Origin of the sequence: Micromonospora cathayae, from assembly GCF_028993575.1 — a bacterium.
In the GTDB taxonomy this organism is placed as follows: Bacteria; Actinomycetota; Actinomycetes; order Mycobacteriales; family Micromonosporaceae; genus Micromonospora; species Micromonospora cathayae.
This window is the reverse complement of the sequence record NZ_CP118615.1, coordinates 3,255,832-3,272,414: the sequence shown is the minus strand read 5'-3', so window position 1 is coordinate 3,272,414 and position 16,583 is coordinate 3,255,832. Positions and strand designations below refer to the sequence as shown.

Here is a 16,583-nt window from a genome sequence, read left to right as displayed (position 1 = left end):
TCCGTCGGCCTCGCACGAGGAGCCCCGGCCCGGTGCACGGTAGCCGGCGGATATCCCGGCGGGTCGGTCGATGTCGCACCGGTTGGTTAGCATCACGCGTTCATTTCTTTCACCTGGAGCGTTGATGTCCCAGCCGCACCACCCTGAGCAGCCGCAGTTCGGCTCCGACAACCCCGCGCAGCCGTCGTCCGGCTACGGCACCCCACCCGGCTACGGCCCGACGCCGACGCCCCCCGGCCCGGCGCAGCCCGGCTTCCCCGGCGCGGCACAGCCCGGCTTCGCGGCCGCGCCGCCGCCGGCGAAGAAGTCCGGGGTCGGCAAGGTCCTGCTGATCGTCCTCGCCGTGGTGCTGGTGCTCTGCCTCGGTGGGGCCGCGGTGACCTGGTTCGCGGTCAAGGACGAGGTGGGCGAGGTGGTGGACGCCACCAACACCACCGTGGTCACCCCGGACACCCTCAACGGCCGCGCCAAGTCCACCGAACCGGGCCTCACCACCGTCTCGCAGCAGATGGTCGAGGAACTCAAGAAGGACGTCCCCGAGGCCACCGGCACGGTCGGGGCGTTCTACGGCGGCCTGGAGAAGCAGGACCTGGCCATGGTCGTCGCGGTGTCGGGCCTGATCGCCGACCCGAAGCAGGAGTTGCAGGACTTCGTCACCACCTCCACCAGCCAGCTGGGCACCTCCAACCTCGCCGACGTGGAGCCGGGGCCGCTCGGCGGCGAGGCCAAGTGCGGCGACGGCAAGACCGAGGGCCTCGACCTGGGGATCTGCGTCTGGGCGGACCGGGGCAGCCTGGGCATGGTGGTGCTCTACTACAAGACCGGCAAGCAGGCCGAGGCGGAGTTCGCCACCATCCGCAGCGCGATCGAGCAGCGCAACTGAGGCGAGCCGGGCCCCTTCCCACGGTGTCCGCAGGGGAAGGGGCCCGGCCCCGGTCAGCCGGGCCGATCAGCCGGCCCGGCTGACAGCGGTCGGGGCGACCGGCCACCCGGCCCGGTCAGCCAGGCCGGGGGGGCCGGCAGCGCGGTCAGCCGGCGGTGGCCCGCTCGGCGGCGCTGCGCTCCACGCAGAACTCGTTGCCCTCCGGGTCGGCCAGGACCACCCAGCCCGTCCCGTCCGGCCGTCGCCGGTCGTCGACCTGGGTGGCGCCGACGGCGAGCAGCCGCTCGACCTCGGCGTCCCGGTTCCGGTCGGCCGGCTGCAGGCACAGGTGGACCCGGTTCTTCACCGTCTTGCCCTCCGGGACCTGGACGAACAGCACCATCGCCCGGCCCGGCGGCAGCAGCATGGCCTCCGGGTCGCCGGGCAGGTCGTCGGGCTGACGGGGGCAGCCGAAGACCTCCGACCAGAAACCGGCCAGGGTGTAGGGGTCGGCGCAGTCGAACGTGACGCTGTGGATTCCTGAACTCACGGGGTGTCCTCCGATGTGGACCAGAGCACCCCGGTGAGTCGGCGGTCAGCGGTACGGACGCCGGGGCGCGGAAACGATCATGCTGGACATCGACCGCACCTCCCTCCGGCTCGGGGCTGACCGGGACATCCTGGCAGCCCTCCCCGACCCGGTGCAACCCGGATTCCGCCTGTTCCGACCCGCCGGCCGCGAACCTGCCCGGCCCGCCGACCGCGAACCTGCCCGGCCGGCCGTCAGCCGCCCTTGCGTCCTCCGGGGAGGATGGTGCCCGGGTGCGCCCGACCCGGGCGCGGGCCGGCCCGACGCGTCCGGGGGTGCCGCCGACGGCCCGGCACTGGCTACCATCACCCGTTCGTACCCTCGCCTGGAGCTGATCTGATGTCCACACCGCCGGTCGACCCCTGGTCCGGGCAGCCCGAGCAGGATCCCACCACGTACGACGTGCCGGCCTGGCCGAACGACCAGCCCACCTCGGGCGGTCACCCGCCGTACCAGCCGGGCTGGCCCGCCGAGCCGCCGGCGACGCCCACGCCGCCGCCCGGCCCGTACCCGACCCTGCCGTACGGCACACCGGCCGCGCCGACGAGCCCGTACGCCGCGCCGACCAACCCGTACGGGACACCTGCCGCACCGACCAGCCCGTACGCACCGGGTGTCGCGCCGGTCAGCCCGTACGCGCCGGGTGCCGCGCCGACCGGAACGTACGGTGGCCCTCCGCCGGGGCCCGGGGCCTTCGCGCCGGCCCCCTACCCGGTGGCGGCGCCCCCGCCGGGACGACGGCCGGTCAGCCTGGCGGCGACGTTGAGCATCATCGGGGTGCTGGCGGTGCTGCTCGGCGGCGGTGGCCTGACCTACTTCGCCCTCGCCGGCGAGGACACCGGCGGCGACCGGGAGACCGTGACCCCGACCGCCTCGGCGGACCCGACCGGGACCACCCCGGCCCCGACGCCGTCCGCGACACCCAGCACCGACCCGGAGATCCGGCTGGTCACCCCGGAGACCCTCGCCGGCCGGCCGAAGAGCACCGACGCCAAGTTGCAGAAGCTCTCCGACGAACTTGTCCGGGAGATGAAGTCCAAGCTCAGCGACGACACCGGCGTGGTCGGGGCGTTCTACGGCAGCCCGGACGACCGGAACATGGTGATGCTGGTGGCCGCCTCCGCGTTCGTCCTCAGCCCTGAGTCGGAACTCGACGACGCGATCGAGGGCGTCACCAAGGACCTGTCCGTCACCGGCATGACCGCCATCGCCCCGGGTCCCCTCGGCGGGGTGGCGAAGTGCGGCGACGGCAAGTCCGCCGACGTGTCGCTGGGGGTCTGCGCCTGGGCCGACCACGGCAGCGTCGGCCTGGTCGTGGTGTTCTTCTCCTCGGCCGCCGCGGCGGCGGCCGAGTTCGGCACCATCCGCGCCGCGGTCGAGCTGCGCGACTGACGGCCCGTCAGGCCCGCGACCGTGCGCAGGTCCGGCCGGCCGCCGGCCGGGCGGCTGCTCGCTCCCGCCAGCAGCGCCGCCAGTCCGCCGGGCGGCGGTTTCGTCAGCCGGCCGGCTGTTCCGTTCCGCCGGGCGGCAGCGGGGTGGTGGTCACCGCCGCCGAGGCGGTGACCACCGGCGTGGCCGCCGCCGCGGGCAGCGTCACCGTGACCTCCAGGCCTCCGCCGGGCTGCGCCACCACCCGTACGCTGCCGCCGTGCGCGTCGCAGACCGCCCGGACGATGGACAGCCCCAGCCCGGAGCCACGGGCCCCGGTCCGCTCCCGCCCGCCCCGGCGGAACGGCTCGAACAGGCCGGGCACGTCCGCCTGGTCCACCTCGAATCCGGTGTTTCCCACCACCAGCCACGACTCGCGCCCGTCGGAGCCGGTCCGTACCGAGAGCCGCCCGTGCAGGTGGTTGTAGCGCACCGCGTTCTCGACGAGGTTTCCGGCCAGCCGGCCGAGCAGACCCGGGTCACCGACCACCGGGGCCGGCTCCAGGTCGGTCTCCACCCGCAGCTTGATCCGCTCCACCTCGCGGCGGACCGCCGACAGCGCCGCGGCGGTACCGTCGGCCAGGTCGCACTCGGTCTTGCGGCCCAGCCGCCGTCCCGCCTGGGCCTCGCTGCGCGCCAGCACCAGCAGCGCGTCCACCAGACCGTTGGCCCGTTCGGAGGCGTCCCGGACCACGGTGGCCATCCGACGGAACTCGGCCACGTCCGCCTCGTCGTCGCTGAGCGTCACGTCGATCTCGGTACGCATCACCGCCAGCGGTGTACGCAGCTCGTGCGAGGCGTTCGCGACGAACCGCTTCTGCGCCTCGAACGCCTCGGCGATCCGGTCCAGCATGGCGTCGAACGTCTTGGCCAGCTCGGCCACCTCGTCGTCCGCGCCCGAGTAGCCGATCCGCTGGTCCAGGGTGGCTTCGCCGAGCCGCCGGGCGGTGGAGGTGACCTGGTGCAGCGGGCGCAGCGCCCGGCCGGCGACCGCGTACGCGCCGACCACCGCGACGGCGCTGATCGCCAGCAGCGCGACCAGCCCCTTGGCGAGCAGTTCCCGGGACGCGGCGTCGACCAGTTGCCGCTGCCACTGCCCGGCGTCCAGGGTCCGGCCGTCGGCGAGCACCACGGTGGTGCCGGGGAGCAGCTCGTCGGTGGGGCGCAGCGCGTCCCGGACCAGCAGCCAGGCCAGCAGGACGAGGATCGCCCCGGCCCCGATCAGCAGGATGCCGTTGAGCAGGGTCAGCCGCAGCCGCAGGGTGGGTCGCAGCCGGGGACGGCGGGTCAGGTAGACGGTCATGCCGGTTCTCCGCCCATCCGGTATCCGGCGCCCACCACCGTCTCGATCAGCGGCGGATCGCCGAGCTTCTTGCGTAGCGTCATCACGGTGACCCGGACGATGGTGGTGAACGGGTCGGTGTTGGCGTCCCAGACCCGTTCCAGCAGTTCCTCGCTGGAGACCACCGCGCCCCGGGCCTTGAGCAGCTCGGCCAGCACGCCGAACTCCTTGTTGGTCAGGTCGACCGGCGTGCCGCCCCGGGTGACCACCCGGCGGGCCGGGTCGAGCACCAGGTCGGCGAGTTCCAGCACCGGCGGGGCGGGCGGGGTGGCCCGCCGGCCGAGGGCCTGGACCCGGGCGACCAGCTCGTCGAAGGCGAACGGCTTGGGCAGGTAGTCGTCCGCGCCGAGCTGGAGCCCCTCGACCCGGTCGGAGACGGTGCCGCTGGCGGTCAGCATGAGCACCCGGGTGAGGGTGCCGGAGGCGGCCAGCTCGGCGCAGATCTGGTCGCCGTGCACGCCGGGCAGGTCGCGGTCGAGGATGACCACGTCGTACCGGGTGACGAAGGCCATCTCGTGGCCGGCGTCACCGTCGTACGCGACGTCGACCGCCATGCCCCGCCGGCGCAGTCCCCGCGCGATCGCGTCGGCGAGGTTGCGCTCGTCCTCCACCACCAGTACCCGCATTCCAGCCTCCTCGGTGCCGCCCCCGCACAACCTAGTGCCGGCCGCCAAACGCGAGGTCACCGCAGCCACCCATCCATTGCAAACAATCTTCGAGTACGCGATGCTGCACGAAACATAACTACTGCGATCGGATCGTCATGAGCGCAGCTGAGCAGGGGCGGAACATCGCCTACCGGGCCTTCCGGTTCCCGGCGGACCTGGCCGACGGCACCGTGCTCGGCGTCCGCTGCGCCGACGACGGCCTGGTCCTGGGCTCGTTGCCGGCCCGGCTCGCGCACACCGACCCGCACACCGGCGCCCACGTCCGGTACGACGTCGGCCGCTGGGTCTCCCCGCCGGTCCGGGTCGGCTTCCCGGTCCACCAGGTCGTCCCGTCCTGGACCGCCGACACCCCCGACGGGTGCTGGCTCCAGGTGGAGGTGTGCGGCTGGGCCGACGACGCCCCGGTCACCGGCTGGTACGTGCTGGCCCGCTGGGCCGCCGGCGACGAGGGCCTGCGACGCACCTCGGTACCCGGGCAACGCGACCGGCAGGCCGAGGTCGACACCGACACGCTGACCGCCACCGGTTCCCGACTGACCGGCTGGCAGCTCCGGGTGACCCTGGCCCGACCGGCGGGCGGCACCGACCGCCCGGTCCTGCGTACCGTCGGCGCGGTCGCCTCCGGCCACCGGTCAGCGGACGCCGCCGGCCCGGCAGCGGACCCCCCGGCCGCCCCGGCGGGGCACGCGGGGCACGGCCCGGCGGGGCACGGCCCGGCGGGGCACGGCCCGGCGGGGCACGTGACAGCCGCCCCGGCGGGCGGGACCGTCGACGGGGGTGTCCCGGCGGCCCGGGGCACGGTGCTGGCGGTGCCCACGTTCTCCCAGCGGGTGCACGCCGGGCACTACCCCCGCTGGGGTGGCGGCGGCGACTCGTGGTGCAGCCCCACCTGTACCGCCATGGTGCTCGCCTTCTGGGCGGCCGGGCCAGCCCCGGACGAGTACGCCTGGGTGGATCCGGCCGACCCCCGGCCGACGGTCGACCACGCGGCCCGGCACTGCTACGACCACGCCTACCGGGGTGCCGGGAACTGGGCGTTCAACACCGCATACGCCGGGCGGTACGGGATGGCCGCCTTCGTCACCCGGCTGCGGTCGCTGGCCGAGGCGGAACGGTTCGTCGCGGCCGGGATACCGCTGGTGGTCTCCACCGCGTTCCGGGTCGGTGACGTGCCCGGCCTGGACTACGACACCAGGGGGCACCTGATCGTGCTGGTCGGCTTCACCGCCGACGGTGATCCGGTGCTCAACGACCCGTACGCGCCGGACGACGACGGGGTACGCCGCATCGTGGACCGGTCCCGGTTCGAGGCGGCCTGGCAGCGCGGCAGCGGCGGCATGGTGTACGTGATCCGCCCGCCCTCCGTGCCGCTGCCCCCGCCGCCCGCCCAGCCCAACTGGTGACCGGCCCCGGCGAACCGGACCGTCGGGCCCGGGGTGAGTGGCCGGGCCGCCCGAACCATCGGCCGGAAGGTCCGAACCGCCGGCCGGGCCGCCGGAACCGCTGCCGGGGTGAGCGGACGGGCGGTCAGTTCGGCGGCCACCAGAGCCGGTAGGAGCCGCCTTCCTCCTGGCAGAGCACCGGCCAGGTGCCCAGCTGACACTGGTCGAGGCTGCCCGGCAGCACGTCCACCACCCGGGTCTCGCCGGCCTCGACGTCCAGCTCGGCCACCATCGCCGCACGGTCGCCCACCGGCCGGAAGACGGTCAGCCGGCCGTCTTCCGGTGTCCCCAGTCCGCGCCACTCGCCGAGCTCCCGTACCGTCCGACCGGTCGACGCGTCGAGCACCACGATCAGGTTCTCGGAATGCCGCGGCGAGTCGGTCACCAGGACCCGGTCGGCCGCCGGCACCGCCATCGTCCAGCGGGGATCGCTCCACCTGGTCCGGCCGGTGTCCGGGTCGAGCGCCCACATCCCGCCGGTCTCGCCCCACGCGCAGAGCACCACGCCGCAGGGTTGCAGGTGGCTCACCGAGGGCACGCTCGCCGTCCAGCGCGGCGTCAGCCGGTCCAACTCGTACGCGGACACCAGCGGTGGGTCGGTACGGACCACCAGCAGCAGGTCGTCCAGGAACTGGGGTTGCCCGCCCGGTACCGGCGCGGAGACGCGTAGCGGGGCGGTGGCCAGCACGCTGCCGGTGTCCGCGTCCCGGATCTCGGCCCGACCCTCCGGAGTGGACCACAGCAGCCGGTCGATGCCGTGCCCGCCGAACCGGTAGTCCACCTGTTGCGGCACCCCGCGCACCGACCAGCGCAGCACGCCGGTGCGCGGCTCCACCACCCGCAGCGTCCGGTCGTCCCCGTCCCCGGTCAGCAGCAGGATCCCGTCCCGTTCGGTCGGCATCCCGCTGCCGGGCTGCCGCCAACCGGGCCGCCCGGTCGCCAGGTCCAGGGTGACCATCTCCTCACTCCCGGCCCGGATGCCCACCAGCAGCAGGACGCCCGCGACGTCGCCCATCGGCCGCAGACCGGTGACCTGCGGCACGGTCGTCCGCCAGCGGGGGGTGAGGGCCGTCGTCGCGGTCGGCCCCTCGGCGGGTACGTCGAAGGCGACCACCTGGAAGTCGCCGTCGGTGCCGAGTTCCACCGGCCCGACCGCGACGAGCCGGTCGCCGGCCCAGTACACCGTGGCACCGGGCGGCACGGTCAACGTCACCGAGAGCCGGCGGGGGGCCGGCACCGCACCGGCCACGGTGACCAGCACGAGCAGCAGCACCAGCAGGACCGGCCCGGGGCGACCGGCCGGCCGGGAGCGTCGCCGCCCCGACCGGTGGACCGGCTCGGGCTCCCCGCGCAGCTCGCCCAGGTCGATCAGTGCCACCCGTACTCCTCCTCGTACCCGCACGGGCCGGTGTCGCCTCGGCAGCGCCGCGAAACGTACCGGGCCGGCAAAAGCGACAACAACCCTCGCGTACGATGGCGCGTCGTGGCTGTGCCGGTGGTAGACCCCTCGTTGACGTCCACGCCCGTGTCCGCTGCGGCGGATCCGCCCGAGCGTGCCCGCCCGGACACCGGTCGGTTCGGCCGGTCCGTCCGCATCGACGTACTGGCCATCGGAGCCTACGTGCTCCTCGGTGTCCTCGTGTGCCTCAACTACTGGGTGGACGTGGAGAACCGGGTCTCCGCGCACCTGCCCACCGACCACAGCTGGTTCGAGTGGCTCTTCTCGCACGGCGCGTACTCGGTGCGGCACCTGGAGAACCCGCTGTTCTCCGACCGGCAGAACGCCCCGGACGGGGTGAACATGATGGCGAACACCTCGCTGCTCGGGGTGACCCTGCCGTTGGCCCCGCTGACCATGCTGCTCGGCCCGCAGGTGGTGTACGCCCTCTACCTGGGCGGCGCGCTCGCCGCCACCGCCGCCACGTCGTACTGGGTGCTGTCGCGGCACCTGGTCCGGTCCCGGGCGGCGGCGTTCGTCGGCGGCGGGTTCCTCGGGTTCGCGCCGGGCATCGTGCACCACGCCAACGGTCAGCCGAACTTCGTGTCGAACTTCCTGCTGCCGCTGATCGTGGCGCGGGTACTCCGGCTCGGGGAGCCGGGCCGGTGGCGGCGCAACGGCCTCGCGCTGGGCCTGCTGGTGGCGTACCAGATCTTCATCAACGAGGAGATGCTGCTGCTCACCGCGCTGGCCTGCCTGGTGATCGTGGTCACGTACGCGGTGGTCCGCCGGCGCGCGGCGCTGGCGCAGGCCGGCACCTTCCTGGCCGCGCTCGGCCTCGGCGGCGGGTTGGCGCTGGTGTTGACCGCGTACCCGATCTGGTTCCAGTTCAACGGCCCGCAGTCCTACCGTGGTCTGCAGGGCGGCGTGTTCCACTCCTGGGGTGAGGACCTGGCGGCCTTCGTCACCTTCCCCCGGGACAGCCTGGCCGGTGATCCGGCGGTGGAGAAGACCATCGGCCTGACCGAGCAGAACACCTGGTTCGGCTGGCCGGTGGTGCTGGTCACCGTGGTGGCGATGGTCCTGCTCTGGCGGCGGTCGTTGGCGGCGCGGATCGCGGCGGTGCTGGTGGTGCTCTTCAGCGTGGCGGCGATCGGCCCCCGGGTCCGGTTCAACGGGGTGGAGACCGAGGTCTACGGGCCCTGGCACTACATCCCGGACGACCTGCCGCTGGTCGAGATGATGATGCCGACCCGGCTGACCCTGGTGGCGACCGGCGCGGTCGGGGTGCTGCTCGCGCTGGCCTGGGACGCGGTAGCCGCCGCCGGCCGCCCCGGGACGGCGGCAGCCGAGGACCGGGACGCGCTGACCGGGGACGGCCGGCCCGAGAGGGCGGTCGCCGCGGACGACACCGCCGGGAGCCTCGACGACACCGCCGGGGGCGTCGACGCGCCCGCCGAACCGGCCCCACCGGTCGCCGGGCGGCGGCGTTGGTTGCGTCCGGTCGGCCTGGCGGCCATCGCGCTGGCGGTGATACCGATCATCCCCCGGCCGCTGCCGGCCGAGCGGATCGACCCGCCGCCGACGTTCATCACCTCCGGGGCGTGGCGGCCGTACGTGCCGGCCGGACGGACCCTGGTGCCGGTCCCGATCCCGAGCAACGTGCACGGCCTGTCGACGCTGCGCTGGAGCGCGCTGACCGGGCACGAGTTCGCCATCCCCGCCGGGTACTTCATCGGCCCCGGCCCGAACGACGAGGGCATCTTCGGCGCGCCGAACCGGCCGACCAGCACGCTGATCTACTCCACCATCGACAAGGGGGCGGCCCCCGAACTGACCGAGGAGAACCGCCGCCAGGCCGCCGAGGACCTGCGCTACTGGCGGGCCTCCGTGGTGGTGCTCGGCGCGCACCCCCGGGAGGCCGCCCTGCGGGACCTGATGACCGGCCTGCTCGGCGAGCCCCGCCGGGTCGACGACGTCTGGCTGTGGGACGTCCGCTGAGGGCGGACGCCCCGACCAGCCGGCGCGGTCAGCGCCGGCACGGACGGGGGACCGGACCCGCTGCCGGCGTGGCCGGGACCGGTGCCGGCGTGGACGGTGGTGGGACCGGTCAGCCGGTGCGGACGGTGGTGAGGGGACGGACGTCCCACAGCCAGACGTCCCGCTCCCGGCGGGCCGGGCCGACCAGCTGTTCGACGGTCTGCCGCAGCGGCTCGACGTTCTTCTGGTCGACCGGCAGCACCAGGATGGCCGCCCGCCAGTAGCGCAGCTCGTCGAGGGAACGGCGGCGTTGCCGGTCGGTGAGCTTCGGCGTCCGCCCGGTGGTCGCCACCTCCTGGAGGATCTCCCCCACCCCGCTGGGGCGGCCACCGAACCGGCCCGGGTCGCCGGTGTTGCCGTTGCGCGGCGCGAGGAAGTAGCCGCCGGGGATCTTGAAGTCCAGGTTGGTCGAGGCGGCCCACCGCATCCCGTGGGTGTTGCCCATGCTGGGGATCGGTACCGGCACCAGGGTCTGGTCCTCGGCGACGTAGCGCCGCCACTGGTCGGAGGTGACGAACTCCGGCACCGGCGGCCGGCTGGTCACCCGCAGCGGCATCGGGGCGATCGGCAGCAGCGCGACGACCAGGGCGGCGACGACCAGCTTGCGGGTGTGCGGCTCCACCGGACGGGTCACCCAGGCGCGCTCGATCGCCAGCGCCAGCAGCACCCCGATGACCACGGTGGTGATCAGCCCGAACCGGGTCGGCACCACCGCGTCCAACAGCGGCAGCCGGACCAGCCACTCCCACGGGCCGGTGAAGAGACCCCGGTCCCACCAGGAGACCTGCTCGCCGAGGGAGAGCACGGCGTAGCCGACCCCGGTGACCGCGAGCGCCCGTACGAGCGGCTCCCGGCGCAGCCAGACCACGATGCCGACGGCGAGCAGCGCCAGCCCCCACCCGAAGAAGGCGTTCTCCTCCGAGTAATTGGGGGCGAGGTTGGCGTTGGCCCGCTCGTTGCCGCCGAGCGTCGGGGAGCCCGGCGTGACGAACGCGGCGATGTCGTTGCCGTAGTCGCGGACCGCGTCGCTGAGCCCGTGGTACGCCATCGGGCCGCCGAACTGGACGTAGAGCGGGTACGCCAGCAGCGCCCCCGCCACCACGGTGCAGGTGCCGAGCGCCACCGCCATCGGCCGCCAGGCCGCCGACCAGAGCGCGGGCCGCTGGGCGACCATGGCGAGCAGGAAGACGGCGCAGGCCAGCGCGGTGAAGAGCAGGATCTCCTCGTTGATGAACGCCTGGTACGTGACCAGCAGCGCCAGGATCAGCCCGTCGCGCACCGGACGGCGGGAGCGGGTGATGACCAGCACCCGCCACACGATCAGCGGCAGCAGCCACTGGCTGATGATGTTGGGATGCCAGTTGGCGTGCGAGAGCATCGCCGGCGAGAACCCGCAGAACCAGCCACCGACGATCGCCGCGATCGGGGTCCGCACCACGTACCGGGAGAGCACGAAGTACCAGCTCGACGCGGTCCCGGCGAGGGCCAGAGTGACCAGCAGCACGAAGGTCGTCGCCGGGCCGAACAGCAGGGTGACCGGGACCATCGGGATGCCGAGCGCCAGGATGGCCGTGTTGGCCATCAGGTTCACCCCGTCGGGGTAGTTGAACTGGTCGGTGTAGAACGGGAACTCGCCGTGCAGCACCACCCGGACGGAGTGGGCCAGGAAGAACTGCACCTGGGCCGGGTCACTGCTGTAGAGCGAGGCCACCCGGCCGGCCGGGTCGGCCCAGATCCGGCTGGTCACCCAGAGTGCGGCGAGCAGGAAGGCCCCGTAGACGCCGACGTCCCGCCGCCAGGTGGGCCAGCGGGGCCGGCGTACGGTCGTCGGTTCCGCCCGGCCGACGGGCCGGTCCGCGCCGTCGACGGCCGGGGCGTCGTCACCCACCGGGGTGTCGTCGGATACCCGGTGGTCGTCGGCGGCCGGGGTGTCGTCGGGTGCCGGGGTGGGGGCGTCGACCGGCCGTTCGTCCACGGACCGGGCGGTGGCCGGCCGGGCCGCCGCTGTCCCGTCGCGCTGCGGGCCGACGGTGGTGGACTCCAACGTGGATACCCCACAGGGCTCGGCAGGCGTCACAGTCGGCGGAGTCTACCGGAGCGACGAAAAGCCATGAAAACGGTGGTGAGTCGCGTTTGTAACAACCTCTCAGCGTACGGTCAGCGTACGGTCAGTCAGCCGAGCCGACGACCGCGCCCCACCGGAGGTCTCGTACCATGTGGCTTCCGTACCGGGCAGATCGATCGGGGGCGTACACGTGGCTTCAGTCCGCTGGCGCGGCAGGACGGTCACGGCGCTGCTGGCCCTGACCGTCACGGCGGCCGGCTGTGGGCCGGTCGCGCAGCGGCAGGAGACCCGCCTCCCGGTCGGTTACGACAGTCTCGACGGTGCGCTCGAGGTCTGGCCGCCACGCGGCAGCCTGGCCGGGAACGCCGAGGTGACGGCGGCGGTCACCGAGACGGTCCGCGACTGGCGGTCACCGATCGACGACCGGGCCCACCTGCCCACCTCGGGCATCCTCTGGTCCGGCGAGGTCGGCGGGACCCGGCTGGCGCTGGTCGCCGCCGACGTCCCCGGCGAGAGCGCGTCCTGGTTGCTCCAGCTCACCGGCGAGGGCGACCGGTTCACGGTCTCCCGGGCCGTGGAGTACACCGATCCGGGCTACCTGGCCTACGCGGACGTGCTGCCGGTGCAGCTCGGCGACGAGCGCCGCTACCTGACCTCCGCCCGGGTGACGCGGCTCGCCGGCCCGGACGGGCGACCGCTGAGCGTCACCGACGGGCTGACCGGGCCGGTCGCCGCCGTCCCGGCCTGTGCCGCCGTCGCGGTGACCGCGACGCTGCGGGCCACCGAGTCGCTGCCGCGCGGCCGGGCCGCCGACCCGCTGATCGACCTGGGTACGGCCACCCGGGCTCCCCGCTATCCGCTGGTCCGGGACGAGACCGGAGCCGGTCGACGCGCCCTCGCCGGGCTGGACACCTGCCAGCTGGCCGGGGAGGACGGCCCGTTCGTCAGCGTTCCCCGGCGGGTACGCGACCGGGACACCCCGGAGTCGGTGCCCCGCTCCTGGCCGGTGGAGCAGGTCACCGCGAAGACGCTGGGCGAGATCACCCTCGGCGGGGGTGCGCCGGCCGAGCTGAAGCAGTTGAGCTGGGTCAGCGAGGCCGGCACGCTGACCGCCCTGGTGCACCGGCCCGCCGAGGGTGGGCCGACCGCCGTCTCGGTCGCCGACCGGGCCAACCCGCTCCAGGCGTACGTGCTGCCGGTGCCCGGTCAGCCGCTGGTGGTGCTGAGCTGGCGGTCCAGCAAGGGCACGTCGCTGTCCACGCCGCCGGGCACGCAGCGGCTGGTGGACCGCCCGGGGCTGGTGGTGGTGCCGCAGGCGGCCGAGAAGCAGACGTTCATCCTGGCCGGCGCGGAGCGCAACTACTACCGGTCGGTCAACGGACGCTAGCGGCGGGCACCCCACCCGGCCCGGCCGCTCAGGGCAGCCGGGCCGGGTGGGATGCCGCTCAGTTCTGCGCGCCCGCCCCACCGGTGGGCAGCCGGACCGGCTCGCCCGTCTCCGAGTCGAGCCGGGAGATCCAACCGGTGACGTCCCGGGCCACGTCCTGCGCGGTCAGGCCGAGGTCGGCCAGGATCTGCGCCCGGGTGCCGTGCGGGTGCCAGTCGGCCGGTACGCCGAGGTCACGCAGCGGAACCCGGACGTCGGCGTCGCGCATCGCCTGGGCCAGCGCGGTACCGACCCCACCGGTGCGGACCCCGTCCTCGACGGTGACCACGAGCCGGTGCGCGGCGGCCAGCTCGACCAGCTCGGCCGGCACCGGGCGCACCCAGCGCGGGTCCACCACGGTCACTCCGTAGCCCTGCTCGGCGAGCCGGCTCGCGACCTCCATGCCGAGCTGGCCGAAGGAGCCGACCGCGACCAGCAGCACGTCGGTGCTGGTCGACTCGGCCAGCACGTCCACCGGGCCGACCCGGCGTACGGCGGGCAGGTCGGCGGCGACCGTACCGGTCGGGAAGCGGACGATGGTCGGGCCGTCGTCGACGGCGACCGCCTCGCGCAGCTCCTCGCGGAGCGTGGCGGCGTCCCGGGGCGCGGCGATCCGCAGGCCGGGCACCACCCCGAAGACCGACATGTCCCACAGGCCGTAGTGGCTCGGCCCGTCCGGGCCGGTGACGCCGGCCCGGTCCAGCACGAAGGTGACCGGGAGCCGGTGCATCGCCACGTCCAGCAGAACCTGGTCGAAGGCCCGGTTGAGGAAGGTCGCGTAGACCGCCACCACCGGGTGCAGCCCGCCCAGCGCCAGGCCGGCGGCCGAGGTGGCCGCGTGCTGCTCGGCGATGCCCACGTCGTACACCCGGTCGGGGTGCTTGCGGGCCAGCTTGGCGATGCCGGTGGGCTCGGCCATCGCGGCGGTGATGCCGACCACGTCGGGGCGCTCGTCGGCGATCGCGACCAGCTCGTCGGCGAAGACGTGCGTCCACTTCACCGAGGGGGCGGCAACCAGCTTGCCGGTCTCCACGTCGAACGCGCCACCGGGGCCGTGCAGGCAGTCCGCCTCGTCCTCCTCGGCGGGGCGGTAACCATAGCCCTTGCGGGTGACCGCGTGCACGATCACCGGGCCGCCGAAGTTCTTCGCCGCGCGCAGCGCCGACTCGACCGCCTCCCGGTCGTGCCCGTCGACCGGCCCGACGTACTTGATGCCGAGGTCCTCGAACATCGCCTGCGGGGCCACCGCGTCCTTGATGCCCTTCTTGACCGCGTGCAGCACCTCGTACATCGGCCTACCGACCAGCGGGGTGGAGCCGAGGGCGTCCTTGACGGTGTCGAGGATCTTCTCGTAGCCGGGGTTGAGCCGCAGCGACGAGAGGTGGTCGGCCAGACCGCCGATGGTCGGCGCGTACGACCGGCCGTTGTCGTTGACCACGATGACCAGCGGGTTGCCGGCGGTGGCGATGTTGTTCAGCGCCTCCCAGCACATGCCGCCGGTCAGCGCGCCGTCGCCGACCACGGCGACCACGCTGCGCTGTTCGCCGCGCAGGGCGTACGCCTTGGCCAGGCCGTCGGCGTAGGAGAGGGCGGTGGAGGCGTGCGAGTTCTCGATCAGGTCGTGCTCGCTCTCGGCCTGGCTCGGGTAGCCCGACAGGCCACCACGCTGGCGCAGCCGGTCGAAGCCGGCCTGCCGCCCGGTGAGGATCTTGTGCACGTACGCCTGGTGGCCGGTGTCGAACAGGAGCCGGTCGCGCGGGGAGTCGAAGACCCGGTGCATGGCGATGGTCAGCTCCACCACGCCGAGGTTGGGTCCGACGTGGCCGCCGGTCCGGGAGACCTTGGCGATCAGGAAGTCCCGGATCTCGGCGGCGAGGATGTCCAGATCCTCGGCGGACATCCGCTTGACGTCCTGCGGACCGCGCACCGTGGCCAGTAGCCGGCCCTGGTTGGCCGTGTCCTCTTCAACACTCATGAGCGAAGAGTCTATCGGCCGACGCGTAGTCCGCAGTCTGGGCCGAAACCGGGCGACGCTCCGTATCCGCCCACGGGCACACCGGTCAGGGCCGGGACGTCCCGACCACCCGCAGCCGGCGCGGGGCCGGGCCGGTGCCGGTGCCGGCGGGCGGCCCGGACGGCGTCCACGAGCCGAGCACGGCGGCCCGCCGGGCACCGGTCACCGAGGGCACCGCCCCCGGCAGGCCGTGCCAGGAGAGCCAGCCGAGCAGGGCGAACGCGTACGCCTCCTTGGCCTGGGCCGGCACCCCCAGCTCGTCGCTGACCCGCAGCCGCCAGCGCCCCGCGCCGAGGGCGGCGAGCCGGCCCAGCAGGGTCGGGTTGCGGACCCCGCCGCCGGCCGCGACGACCTCGGTGACCCGGTGCCGGTCGCACTCGGCGGCCACGATCCGGGCGGTCAGCTCGGTGAGCGTGGCGAGCACGTCGTCGGCGGACAGAGCCCCGTCGTCGCCGCCCCCGTCAGGGCGCACCGGGCTGCCGAGCGCGGCGAGCCGGTCGGCCAGGTAGCCGGGGTGGAAGAGTTCCTTGCCGGTCGACTTGGGCGGCGGCGCGGCGTAGTACGGCTCGGCCAGCAGCAGTTCCAGCAGCCCGGGGTGCACCCGGCCGGCCGCCGCCCGTACCCCGCCCGCGTCGCAGGGCGCGTCGAGGAACCGGCGGGCCGCCGCGTCCAGCAGCGCGTTGGCCGGGCCGATGTCGTACCCGAGCACGGGCCGGCCCGGCGAGACCACGGTGAGGTTGGCGATGCCGCCGAGGTTCAGCGCCGCCCGGGGCGACGCCCCGGCCGGCGATTCGTCCGCGAGCAGCAGCGCGTCGAAGGCCGGCACCAGCGGCGCGCCCTGGCCCCCGGCGGCGATGTCCGCGCCCCGCAGGTCGGTGAGCACCGGTACGCCGACCCGGGCGGCCACCCGGGCCGGCGCGCCCAGTTGCAGGGTGCCCCGGGCCCGGCCCGCCTCGACCCAGTGGAAGACCGTCTGACCCGGCGAGACCACCAGGTCGGCCCGGCCGCCGGCCAGCTCGACCCCGACCGCCGCCGCCTCGGCGAACACGTCCCCCAGCCGGTTGTCCAGCCGGCAGACCGCCTCGACGGTGGTGGCCGCCGGCGGCAGCAGCGCGCCGATCCCGGCCCGCAGGTCGTCCGGGTACGCCAGCTCACGGTGCCCGAGCGGGTGCAGCAGCAGCGTCTCCCCCGCCCGGGAGAACCCGGCGGCGACCACGTCCACCCCGTCGTACGAGGTGCCCGACATCAGTCCGACGATCCGCAGCACGG

12 protein-coding genes are annotated in these 16,583 nt (G+C 74.4%); 5 read left to right on the top strand and 7 right to left on the bottom strand.

What is annotated here, in order from left to right:
- Positions 1–124 precede the first annotated feature (124 nt).
- Positions 125–883 carry a hypothetical protein gene (locus tag PVK37_RS15110; RefSeq protein ID WP_275034640.1) on the top strand — a complete coding sequence of 253 codons (759 nt, stop codon included), beginning with the start codon at positions 125–127 and terminating at the stop codon, positions 881–883.
- A gap of 145 nt (positions 884–1,028) precedes the next feature.
- Here PVK37_RS15110 and PVK37_RS15105 read toward each other — a convergent pair whose 3' ends face one another.
- Positions 1,029–1,412 (bottom strand): VOC family protein, encoded by a 384-nt coding sequence (locus tag PVK37_RS15105; RefSeq protein ID WP_275034639.1) that lies wholly within the window; start codon positions 1,410–1,412, stop codon positions 1,029–1,031.
- 378 nt (positions 1,413–1,790) lie between these two features.
- Here PVK37_RS15105 and PVK37_RS15100 point away from each other — a divergent pair, with 378 nt between their 5' ends.
- Positions 1,791–2,843, top strand: a complete 1,053-nt coding sequence (locus PVK37_RS15100) for a hypothetical protein (protein ID WP_275034637.1) — start codon at positions 1,791–1,793, stop codon at positions 2,841–2,843.
- 103 nt (positions 2,844–2,946) lie between these two features.
- Here PVK37_RS15100 and PVK37_RS15095 read toward each other — a convergent pair whose 3' ends face one another.
- Together PVK37_RS15095 and PVK37_RS15090 are read right to left on the bottom strand one after the other, a co-directional pair.
- Positions 2,947–4,170 (bottom strand): sensor histidine kinase, encoded by a 1,224-nt coding sequence (locus PVK37_RS15095; protein WP_275035124.1) that lies wholly within the window; start codon positions 4,168–4,170, stop codon positions 2,947–2,949.
- An 8-nt stretch (positions 4,171–4,178) separates the two neighbouring features.
- Complete coding sequence (locus PVK37_RS15090) at positions 4,179–4,847, bottom strand: response regulator transcription factor (protein ID WP_275034636.1); 669 nt, start codon at positions 4,845–4,847, stop codon at positions 4,179–4,181.
- A gap of 137 nt (positions 4,848–4,984) precedes the next feature.
- Between PVK37_RS15090 and PVK37_RS15085 the strand changes: the two genes are divergently transcribed.
- Positions 4,985–6,292: a peptidase C39 family protein gene (locus PVK37_RS15085; RefSeq protein ID WP_275034634.1), complete on the top strand. Its 1,308-nt coding sequence runs from the start codon at positions 4,985–4,987 to the stop codon at positions 6,290–6,292.
- 124 nt (positions 6,293–6,416) lie between these two features.
- Here the strand turns inward: PVK37_RS15085 and PVK37_RS15080 are convergent, their stop codons facing one another.
- Positions 6,417–7,709: an outer membrane protein assembly factor BamB family protein gene (locus tag PVK37_RS15080; protein WP_275034632.1), complete on the bottom strand. Its 1,293-nt coding sequence runs from the start codon at positions 7,707–7,709 to the stop codon at positions 6,417–6,419.
- A 105-nt stretch (positions 7,710–7,814) separates the two neighbouring features.
- Here PVK37_RS15080 and PVK37_RS15075 point away from each other — a divergent pair, with 105 nt between their 5' ends.
- Positions 7,815–9,770, top strand: a complete 1,956-nt coding sequence (locus PVK37_RS15075) for a DUF6311 domain-containing protein (RefSeq protein WP_275034631.1) — start codon at positions 7,815–7,817, stop codon at positions 9,768–9,770.
- Between the two features lie 109 nt (positions 9,771–9,879).
- Here PVK37_RS15075 and PVK37_RS15070 read toward each other — a convergent pair whose 3' ends face one another.
- Entirely contained in the window at positions 9,880–11,853 is a 1,974-nt protein-coding gene (locus tag PVK37_RS15070) for a DUF6311 domain-containing protein (protein WP_275034630.1), read from the bottom strand.
- Between the two features lie 211 nt (positions 11,854–12,064).
- Here PVK37_RS15070 and PVK37_RS15065 point away from each other — a divergent pair, with 211 nt between their 5' ends.
- Positions 12,065–13,261, top strand: a complete 1,197-nt coding sequence (locus tag PVK37_RS15065; RefSeq protein WP_275034629.1) for a hypothetical protein — start codon at positions 12,065–12,067, stop codon at positions 13,259–13,261.
- A gap of 58 nt (positions 13,262–13,319) precedes the next feature.
- On the opposite strand, the gene dxs is transcribed toward PVK37_RS15065, so the two are convergent.
- Positions 13,320–15,275 (bottom strand): 1-deoxy-D-xylulose-5-phosphate synthase, encoded by a 1,956-nt coding sequence (dxs, locus tag PVK37_RS15060; RefSeq protein WP_275034627.1) that lies wholly within the window; start codon positions 15,273–15,275, stop codon positions 13,320–13,322.
- Positions 15,276–15,360: 85 nt separating this feature from the next.
- Positions 15,361–16,581, bottom strand: coding sequence for an anhydro-N-acetylmuramic acid kinase (locus tag PVK37_RS15055; protein WP_275034626.1), 1,221 nt, complete (start codon positions 16,579–16,581; stop codon positions 15,361–15,363).
- Between the last annotated feature and the right edge of the window lie 2 nt (positions 16,582–16,583).

Coding starts and splice junctions, on each gene's coding strand:
- PVK37_RS15110 (WP_275034640.1), top strand. CDS start 125: ATGTCCCAGCCGCACCACCCTGAGCAGCCGCAGTTCGGCTCCGACAAC.
- PVK37_RS15100 (WP_275034637.1), top strand. CDS start 1,791: ATGTCCACACCGCCGGTCGACCCCTGGTCCGGGCAGCCCGAGCAGGAT.
- PVK37_RS15090 (WP_275034636.1), bottom strand. CDS start 4,847: ATGCGGGTACTGGTGGTGGAGGACGAGCGCAACCTCGCCGACGCGATC.
- PVK37_RS15085 (WP_275034634.1), top strand. CDS start 4,985: ATGAGCGCAGCTGAGCAGGGGCGGAACATCGCCTACCGGGCCTTCCGG.
- dxs (WP_275034627.1), bottom strand. CDS start 15,275: ATGAGTGTTGAAGAGGACACGGCCAACCAGGGCCGGCTACTGGCCACG.